This is a genomic window from Polyangium jinanense, assembly GCF_028435265.1.
GTDB lineage: Bacteria > Myxococcota_A > Polyangia > Polyangiales > Polyangiaceae > Polyangium > Polyangium jinanense.
The window spans coordinates 21,379-29,428 of the sequence record NZ_JAGTJK010000085.1; the positions used below are offsets into that span (position 1 = coordinate 21,379).

General features: G+C 68.0%; 6 protein-coding genes. 2 read left to right on the forward strand and 4 right to left on the reverse strand.

What is annotated here, in order from left to right; translation table 11 throughout:
* Positions 1–102 precede the first annotated feature (102 nt).
* The 3 genes from KEG38_RS51550 to KEG38_RS51560 form a co-directional block, all read right to left on the reverse strand.
* Positions 103–2,142, reverse strand: a complete 2,040-nt coding sequence (locus tag KEG38_RS51550; RefSeq protein ID WP_272428303.1) for a monovalent cation:proton antiporter family protein — start codon at positions 2,140–2,142, stop codon at positions 103–105.
* Positions 2,143–2,157: 15 nt separating this feature from the next.
* Positions 2,158–3,402 (reverse strand): protein translocase subunit SecF, encoded by a 1,245-nt coding sequence (gene secF, locus KEG38_RS51555; protein WP_272428304.1) that lies wholly within the window; start codon positions 3,400–3,402, stop codon positions 2,158–2,160.
* A gap of 381 nt (positions 3,403–3,783) precedes the next feature.
* Positions 3,784–4,302, reverse strand: coding sequence for a hypothetical protein (locus KEG38_RS51560; RefSeq protein ID WP_272428305.1), 519 nt, complete (start codon positions 4,300–4,302; stop codon positions 3,784–3,786).
* 147 nt (positions 4,303–4,449) lie between these two features.
* Here KEG38_RS51560 and KEG38_RS51565 point away from each other — a divergent pair, with 147 nt between their 5' ends.
* Together KEG38_RS51565 and KEG38_RS51570 are read left to right on the forward strand one after the other, a co-directional pair.
* A complete protein-coding gene (locus KEG38_RS51565; RefSeq protein ID WP_272428306.1) occupies positions 4,450–5,259 on the forward strand; it encodes an alpha/beta fold hydrolase in 810 nt (269 codons plus the stop codon).
* Positions 5,260–5,268: 9 nt separating this feature from the next.
* A complete protein-coding gene (locus tag KEG38_RS51570) occupies positions 5,269–7,404 on the forward strand; it encodes a TolB-like translocation protein (protein WP_272428307.1) in 2,136 nt (711 codons plus the stop codon).
* A gap of 25 nt (positions 7,405–7,429) precedes the next feature.
* Here the strand turns inward: KEG38_RS51570 and KEG38_RS51575 are convergent, their stop codons facing one another.
* On the reverse strand, positions 7,430–7,621 hold the full coding sequence (locus KEG38_RS51575) for a hypothetical protein (protein WP_272428308.1): 192 nt from the start codon (positions 7,619–7,621) through the stop codon (positions 7,430–7,432).
* Between the last annotated feature and the right edge of the window lie 429 nt (positions 7,622–8,050).

Below are 8,050 nucleotides of genomic sequence, written 5' to 3' on the forward strand. Positions count from 1 at the left end.
CGCACGAAGCCCGCGGGGCCCCAGAACTTACCAGCTAAACCATGTGGCGAGTAGCCCCCTTGGGAGGGCATCCCCGGCGCGCCGAGAGTTCGTATCGACCGTTCAGGGCGAGAGCTCGCCTCCGGCCGCCGGCTGCGCCGAGGGAGAGGGCGGCCGCGTCAGCATGTCGAGCGCTTTCTTCACCGAGCCGACCGCCCCGGCGAGATACACGACGTCGCCGGCCAGGAAAGGCTCGTTCGGGTCCGTCTGTTCGAGGAGCTTTCCCCCGCGCCGCAGGGCCACGATGAGCGCGCCCGTGTGCCCTCGCACCCCGAGCGCGGCCGCGGATCGCCCGACGGCGGCGCTCGCCTCGGTCAAAAGCGCGCTCTCGATTTTCAACTCGGCCAGATCCGCATGCTCGCCGAGCGCGCGCCGCGGAATCGTCTTGGCTCGCTCGGTCGTCTGCGTGGAAGCGCGCACCTCGTCGATCCGCTCCTCGATGACGTTGCGCGGGACCTCGAGCCAGCGCAAAAGCCGCGCGAGGATCTCCACGCCGCCCTCGATCTCCTCGGCGACCACGTCGGTTGCGCCCATGGCGAGGAGCGGCTCCTTTTCGAGCATGTATCGCGCCCGCATCAGGATCGGCACGTCCTTCGCGACGCGTTTGGCCGTGTCCACGACGCGCTGGGCGGCTTGCGGGTCGTTCATGAGGAGCAGGAGCGCGCGGGCTTTTTCGAGGTGCGCGTGGCCAAGCGCCTCCTCGCTCGTCGCGTCACCATAATAAACCGGCTCGCCGGCCGCGCGCGCGACGCGCACCGTCTCCGCGTTGAGCTCCAGCACCACGTACCTCGCCCCGCACGCGGCGAGCGCGCGCGCGACGAGCTTGCCCGCGACGCCGTACCCCACGATCACCACGTGTCCCGCGAGGGAATGCTCGTCGCCCCCGTCGGCCTCATCGATGCTGCGCACGCCGATGAGGCGTTCGAGCGGCAAGAGCAGGCGCTCACCGGCCGTCAAATGCGGGGCCACGCGCACGACGACGGGCGTGAGGAACATGCTCGTGATGCCGGCCGCGAGCAGCGGACGCGTCGCACCCGCGTCGACGACGCCCGCGCTCTCGCCGAGCCGCGCGAGCACGAATCCGAACTCGCCGAACTGCGCGAGTCCGACGCCCGCGAGCCACGCGACCCGCGCCGGGAAACGCATGGCGAACGCCGCGATCGTCGCGAGAAACCCCTTCGCCACGAGGAACCCGCCGAGCAAGAGCAGCACGAGGAGCGGCTGCTCCAGCACCACCCGCGCGTCGAAGAGCATGCCGAGCGAGACGAAAAAGACGCTCACGAAAGCGTCTCGCAGCGGCAGCATGTCTCCCATGGCGCGGTGCCCGTATTCGGTGTCGGCGACGACCATGCCGCCGAGGAAGGCGCCGAGCGCGAGCGAGAGACCCGCTTTCGCCGTGAGCCACGCCGTGCCCACGCAGAGGGCCAGGACGGCGAGCAGAAAGACCTCGCGGCTGCGCGCCGCGGCGACCCACCGGAGCGCGCGCGGAACGACGAGGCGCGCGATGAGGACGGTCGCAATGACGAGGGCCGCGGCTTTGCCGAGCGCCACGCCGATCGCGCGGGCCATGTCGCCGCCCGGCGCGGCCGTCCCGAGCATGGGCACGATGAGGACCATCGGCACGACGCAGAGGTCCTGGAAGATCAACGTGCCGACGATGAACCGCCCATGCGGCGCGTCGAGCTCGCGCCGCTCCGCGAGGGCGCGGAGCACGATCGCGGTGCTGGAGAGCGCGAAGACGAACCCATAAAAGACGCTCCGCCCCGGGGTTTGCCCGAGCGCCGCGGCCACGCCGGCCACGACGCCCGTGGTCAAACCCACCTGCAGAATACCGCCGAGCGCGACCTGCTTGAAAATGCTCTTCAGGCGCGCGAGCGAGAACTCGAGGCCAATCGTGAAAAGCAAGAGGACGACGCCCACCTCGGCGAGGATCTCGATCGAGTGGATCGAATGGACGAGCTTGAAGCCGAACGGCCCGACGAGGGCGCCCGAGAAGAGCAGGCCCGCCACGGTCGGCAGGCGCAGGCGCGAGAGGATGACCGTGACGAGCACCCCGAGCGCGGCAATGACGGCAATTTCATCGAGGAGGGGAATCTGTTCCATGGGCCCGTCTCCATTTCATACGACCGCGTCCGGGCGCTTCTGCACCTTCGCGCGAGAAACCACGCGGCGCTGCTGGACAGCGCTTCCGCCGAAGAACCGCTTGTCGATCCACTCCGTGAGCGGGGCGGCGACGTAAATCGACGAATACGTGCCGACCCCGATGCCGACGAGCAGCGCGAAAGCGAAGTCCTTGATCATGCCCGTGCCCCACCAGAGGAACGCGAGCATCGAGAGGGCCGTCACGCCCGACGTGATGATCGTGCGGCCGAGCATCTCCGAAATGGAGAGGTTGATGATCGCCGAGAACGAGAGGCCGCGGTGCCGCGGGAGGTTCTCGCGGATGCGGTCGTAGACGATCACCGTGTCGTTGATGGAGTAGCCGACGATCGTGAGCATCGCGGCGACCGTGGAGATCGTGATCTCGCGCTGGGTGATCGCCATGGCCCCGAGCGCGATGCCGACGTCGTGGACGAGCGCGACGATGCCGCCCGGCGCGAAACGCAAATCGAAGCGGAACGCGATGTAGGCCATGATGAAGATGATGGCGATGAGGACGCTCTTGATGGCCGCGTCCCGGAGCTGCGCGCCCGCCTTCGGGCCGATCCACTCGACACGGAGCGCCTGCGCGGGGACCTTGTCGGTGCCGAGCTCTTGGCGGAGGCCGTCGAGGAGCAGATCGCCCTTCGATCGAAGGTGGATCTCGACCTTGTGATCGCGCTCGTTCGCGAGGACGACGCCCCGCTCGGGGGATTGCAGCGTGATGCCCTCGATGCCTTCGATCTGCTTTTGGATCGCGGCGAGGTCGGGAGCGCTCTCGTAGCGGAGCGAGATCTTGTCGCCGCCGGGGCTGAAGCGGATCTCGGTGGGGACGAGCGCGCTCGCGCAATGCGGATCCGCCTTCGCCTCGCCCTCCTCCACGAGGCAGAAGTGCTGCCGCACGGCGTGCTTCTGCTCCTCCGAGATCGAGTTGACCTCGAGGACACGAATCATCACCCGGTTCGCTGTTCCGGGGCTCGTCACTTCGATCACTTCGGGGGACTCGAATCCCGCGTGCTCCACGGCGGCCCGGATCTCGGTCGTGGAGACGCTCTGCAGGAGCGCGACCTCGATCTCGGTGCCTCCACGGAAATCCGTGCCGAGCCGGAGGCCCGGGCGGAAATAAGTGAAGATGGAGAGGAGGAGCAAGAGGACACTTCCGCCGATGAAGTACCGGCGCTTGCTCATGAAATCGAACTGACGTCCGGGTTTGATGAACTCCATGGTTCACGCCCCCGTCGGGGGCTCGGCCCCGCGATGCGCGATGAGCGCGCGGCCGAGACGGTCAGCCACGAGCCGGATCCCCACACCCAGAAACATGGGGACCGACGCAAACAGAAGGAGCAAAAGCTCCGAACGCAAAACGACCGCAACCAACGTCGACATCTTTTCCTCGAACCCAAGCCCTTTGGGCACACGAAGGCCAAAACACGCCCGAGCACACGCGTCCCGAGGGCGTGCGTCATCGGAGGACGAAAGGACAAACGCCGCCCCATCCGCGTTGCGGATGGACGCGAAATGCCTTGGTTTCCGTGGCGATGAACGAAGAAGGCGGAGCCGCGGCGACGCGAGGGGATGCGTGAATGCGCCGTTTCGCTCCGGCCTTCAGGCGTGGGGAGGACCTCGGGCCGGGTTGACGGCCAGATAATCGGAAGAACGGAGCGCCCGTTCGGGGAGCTCCAAGGATTTGCGCCGCTCGATCGGCGAACCCGCGAGCACACGCGCAGCCTCGGCGCGAACGACCCCCGCGGGCCATCCAATCGAGGCGGGATCCAGCGACGTATCCCAGCGAATCGGGCCACGAAACCGCGCCCACGAGGACGACGAGGGTCGGGAGGGACGATCGGCTTGATCGCCCGGGCCCTCGGGCACGGGGCGAACCCGGGTCTGCGCGGGGACGGGCGTCGCGACCTGCTGCAGGACCTCGACGACCGCGCCCACGGTCCGCAGCGCGGAAGACGCGCTCGCGCTGCCGGTGCGCGCCGGCGCCAGGCCGAGCGAGCTCACCACCAGCGAGACGAGGACGAGCAGGACCGCGACGACGCCGCGCGGAAGCGCGCGACCTTCGGGCGGGCTCCGATCACGGCGCCCTGTCGGGTCGTATGCCATCGAGGGGCGCGTCATGGAAGCTCGCGGGTCGCTTCTTGTCCCTCGGATCGTCCAGAAACTCAAGCCCAAAGATCACAAAGGCACGATTTGACCTCCAACGACCTCTGCGCGCCCCTCGACGCCTCGACAACCGGGGGACCTCGGATATCCTCACGGCCTCGGATGTCTGCATCAAAAACCATCCCCCTGCACGGCGCCCGCCTCGAATACGTCCGCTTGCCCTCGGCCGCGCCCCGCGCGGGGGCGCCTTCCCTCGTCTTCCTGCACGAAGGGATTGGCTCGGTCGCGATGTGGCGCGAGTTTCCGCAAAAGGTGGCCGATGCCACCGGATGCGAGGCCGTGGTGTACTCGCGCGCCGGGTATGGCGGGTCCGATCCGGCGAGGCTGCCGCGCCTGCCGCGCTACATGCACGACGAGGGGCTGCTCGTCCTGCCCGAGCTGCTCGAGACGCTCGGAATCGAGCGGCCGATCCTGCTCGGGCATTCCGACGGCGGCTCGATCGCGCTGATCTGCGCCGGCGGCACCGAGACCCCGCTCGCGGGCCTCGTCGTGATGGCGCCGCACGTGCTGGTGGAGGATATCTCGATCCGGAGCATCAAAAAGGCGAAGGTCGCGTATACGACCACGGATCTGCCGGCGCGGCTCGGGAAGTATCACGAAGACGTGGACGCGGCCTTCTGGGGCTGGAACGACATCTGGCTGCACCCGGATTTCCGCGCGTGGAACATCGAGGAATACCTGCCCCGCATTCGTTGCCCGATCCTGGCGATCCAGGGCGTGGACGACGAATACGGGACGATGGACCAGATCCACCGCATCGCCGCGCAAGCGAAGGACGTCACGCTCGTCGAGCTCGAAGCCTGTCGCCATTCTCCCCACAAGGATCAGCCGCAGGCGGTCGTCGACGCGGTGCAGGCCTTCGTCGGGCGGATCGCGCCGAATGGGCTTGACGGTGCGCGGCCGCCCACGTAGCGAAAGGGAATGCGAACGCTCGGGCCCACGGCTTTCCTCCTCGCCTCCGCGTCGATCGTTTCGTGTGGGGGCGCCGAACCCGCGCCGCCAAGCGCCCCGCCGACGGAGCGCGCCGCGGCGACGGCCAAGGCCCCGCCGCCCGAGGAGCGAAAGCCGCCGAAGCGGCCGAAGCCCGTCGCGAATACGTGTGCGCCGCCGACGGCGCCGATCGAGGAGCTCACCACGGCCGAGGGCGCCGAGGTGTTCACGACCGACGGCGCGTATCTCGTCTGGTCCGACGGGCGCGCCATCGTGCGCGCCTCGCTGAATGGTGGCGATCGCAAGACGCTCATCGCGGATGTCACGAAAAACGCGGCGGTCCGGGGGCTCCGCCTATCGAATGGAGAAGTTTGGTTCCGGGCGGAGAATCGATACGATCAGGGCTGCGCGGGGCTCGTCGGATTCGTCGGACGAAACGGCGGGCCGGTCACCTCGGTGGGGCTGGAAGGGTGCATCTCGGGGTTTGCCCTGACGCCCGATCGGGTCGTGTTCACGCGGGAAGAGTCGGTCCCGACCATCACTGGCATTTCGAGCGGTCTTTACGCGGCGCCACGAAAAGGAGGGCCCGCAAAAACGCTCTTGCGCCCGCTCGGTGGATACCGCGGCGTCGCAGCGGACGGAGCGTTCGTTTATTTCCCGGGGGGTTACGACGGGCTCCATCGCATGCCGATCGGCGGCGGCGAGGCCGTGGAGGTGTCGAACGGGAAGATTGGCAATGCCTTCGGCGGGATCGATGGGAGCCGCTTCACGGTGGACGGGGACGAGATTTTTGCGTTGCACGGGCACCCGAACCTCGGCGGCATGCAGATGGCGCGGCTCGGGAAGGACGGCAAGGACGCGCAGCTCCTCGGCCCCGCGGTCCCGGCCCATCCGAGCGGCGCGACGCTTCCCGCAGGGCCGCTCGTCACCGACGCGCAGTTCGTGTATTGGGCGTCTCCCCTCCGCGGCGCGATCTTTCGGGTCCCCAAGGACGGAGCCTGTCCGCCGTACGCCATTGCGACGGACCGCGAAAAGCCGGATTGGGTGGCGGTGGCGGGCTCGTACGTGTACTGGCTCGAGCTCGACGCCAAACCCCCACGGATCGCCCGGCGCAAGCTGTACGAGGATCCCGAGCCGCCCGTGGTCCCGGTCGCGAACGCGCCGCCGAGCGTCGCGCCCCCGCCGCCTGCGACGCCCGAACCGAAGCTCGCCGCAGCCGAGCGGCCGTTCGTCCTTTCGGGGGCGTTCGCGGAGCCGACGGCGGTCTCGTTCGCGGGCGGAAAGGTGTTTGCCCTTCTCGTGGAGGGGAGCCCCAAGAAAGGCAATGACGAGGGTCCCCCCTCTCCGTACTGGATTCACGTCTTCGAACTGCGCGGAACGAAGTTCCAGCCCCTCAAAAAGCACCGGATCGAAGGCCACCTCCTCGCCGAACAGGTGGTCGAGAAAAACGGAAAGCTTCATCTCGTGGTGCGGGACCCGAGCGCGCGGGGCGAGGCACACTATTACGAGCCGCTCGCCGGGGGGAAGCGGCTCCCGGGGTACGACAACGAATGGGAGGAGCCGACGGGCCCGCACATGCCCCCCTCGTGCGAAGCCTCGCCCCCGCCGGCCTCGAAGCTCGCGCCGATGCGTGATCTCTACGGCTGGCCGAAGCACGAGGGGGCGCGTTTCTTCATCGGGACGTCCTGCGACGGCAAACCCAAGATTCAGGTCCTTTTTCAGGACAAATCGCAGATGATCCCCATCGAGCCTTCCGACGAGCTCATGCACACACAGCTCGGAATCGTCTGGAAGGGCGCGGCCGGCGTCTCCGTCTTCGAAAACGGGGCCTTCCGTCGAATCGCGGCCTACCTGCCGAAACGAACGTGGGACCTGCTCCGCGCGCCCGACGGTACAATCGTCGCGCGCGGCGACGAAAACTTCGCCCTTCGCGGCGAAGAATGGGCGCCCTGGCGGCTCGAATTCGGAAGCGCCCGGTTCACCGTCGCGTCCGATGGCGCGGCGCTCTGGGCTTACGTCGGGGATTCGTCGGTCTTGGTGACCGAGCTGTATCGTTACGCGCCGGGCGGCGCGAAAGACGGGGAGCGAATCGATACGAGCACGGCGCGGCTCCCCAAGGGGCGCTGAGGAGACGTCGCGCGCGACTGCTCGCTCAGAAACGAATTCCGTTCTCCGCCCGGTGCTTCCACCACTTCCAGCCGAGCACGGCCGCCGGGACCGCAGCGGCGGTCGCGAGGATGGGCATGCCCGCTACAGCCAGCGCCACCGTGCCAGCCGTCACCACGCCCGCCTTGACGGCGTTCTTCTTGGACTCCTCGAGGACCTCTTTCCGAGACTTGCTCATGTCCGGATCATGACACGCGCCAGGCAGGACAGGTAGCATCTCGGCAGGCGCTGCGCTGGGGCTTTGCCCCAGACCCCACCGGGGCTGTCCGCCCCTGGACCCGGACCAGCGCAAGCGCTGGACTCGGGGTCGATGAACTGCGCAACGCGCAGTTCATCGAACAGGCCAGGTCAAGATTAACGACGAACTTGCCCGTCAAGACCGCGCGCTGAGGATTCAACTGGCAACGTGCCCGTCGCCAGCGTGGACACGCCTCCATGGTCTTGCCACAGGCCTGTTGGAAGAACTGCGCATCGCGCAGTTCTTCCACGAACGGTCCAGGGCTTGCCCTGGTTCTGTGCATTGGTCTCATCTTGGGAGGCGCTGCGCTGGGGCTTTGCCCCAGGCCCCACCGGGGCTATCCGCCCCTGGACCCGGACCAGCGCAAGC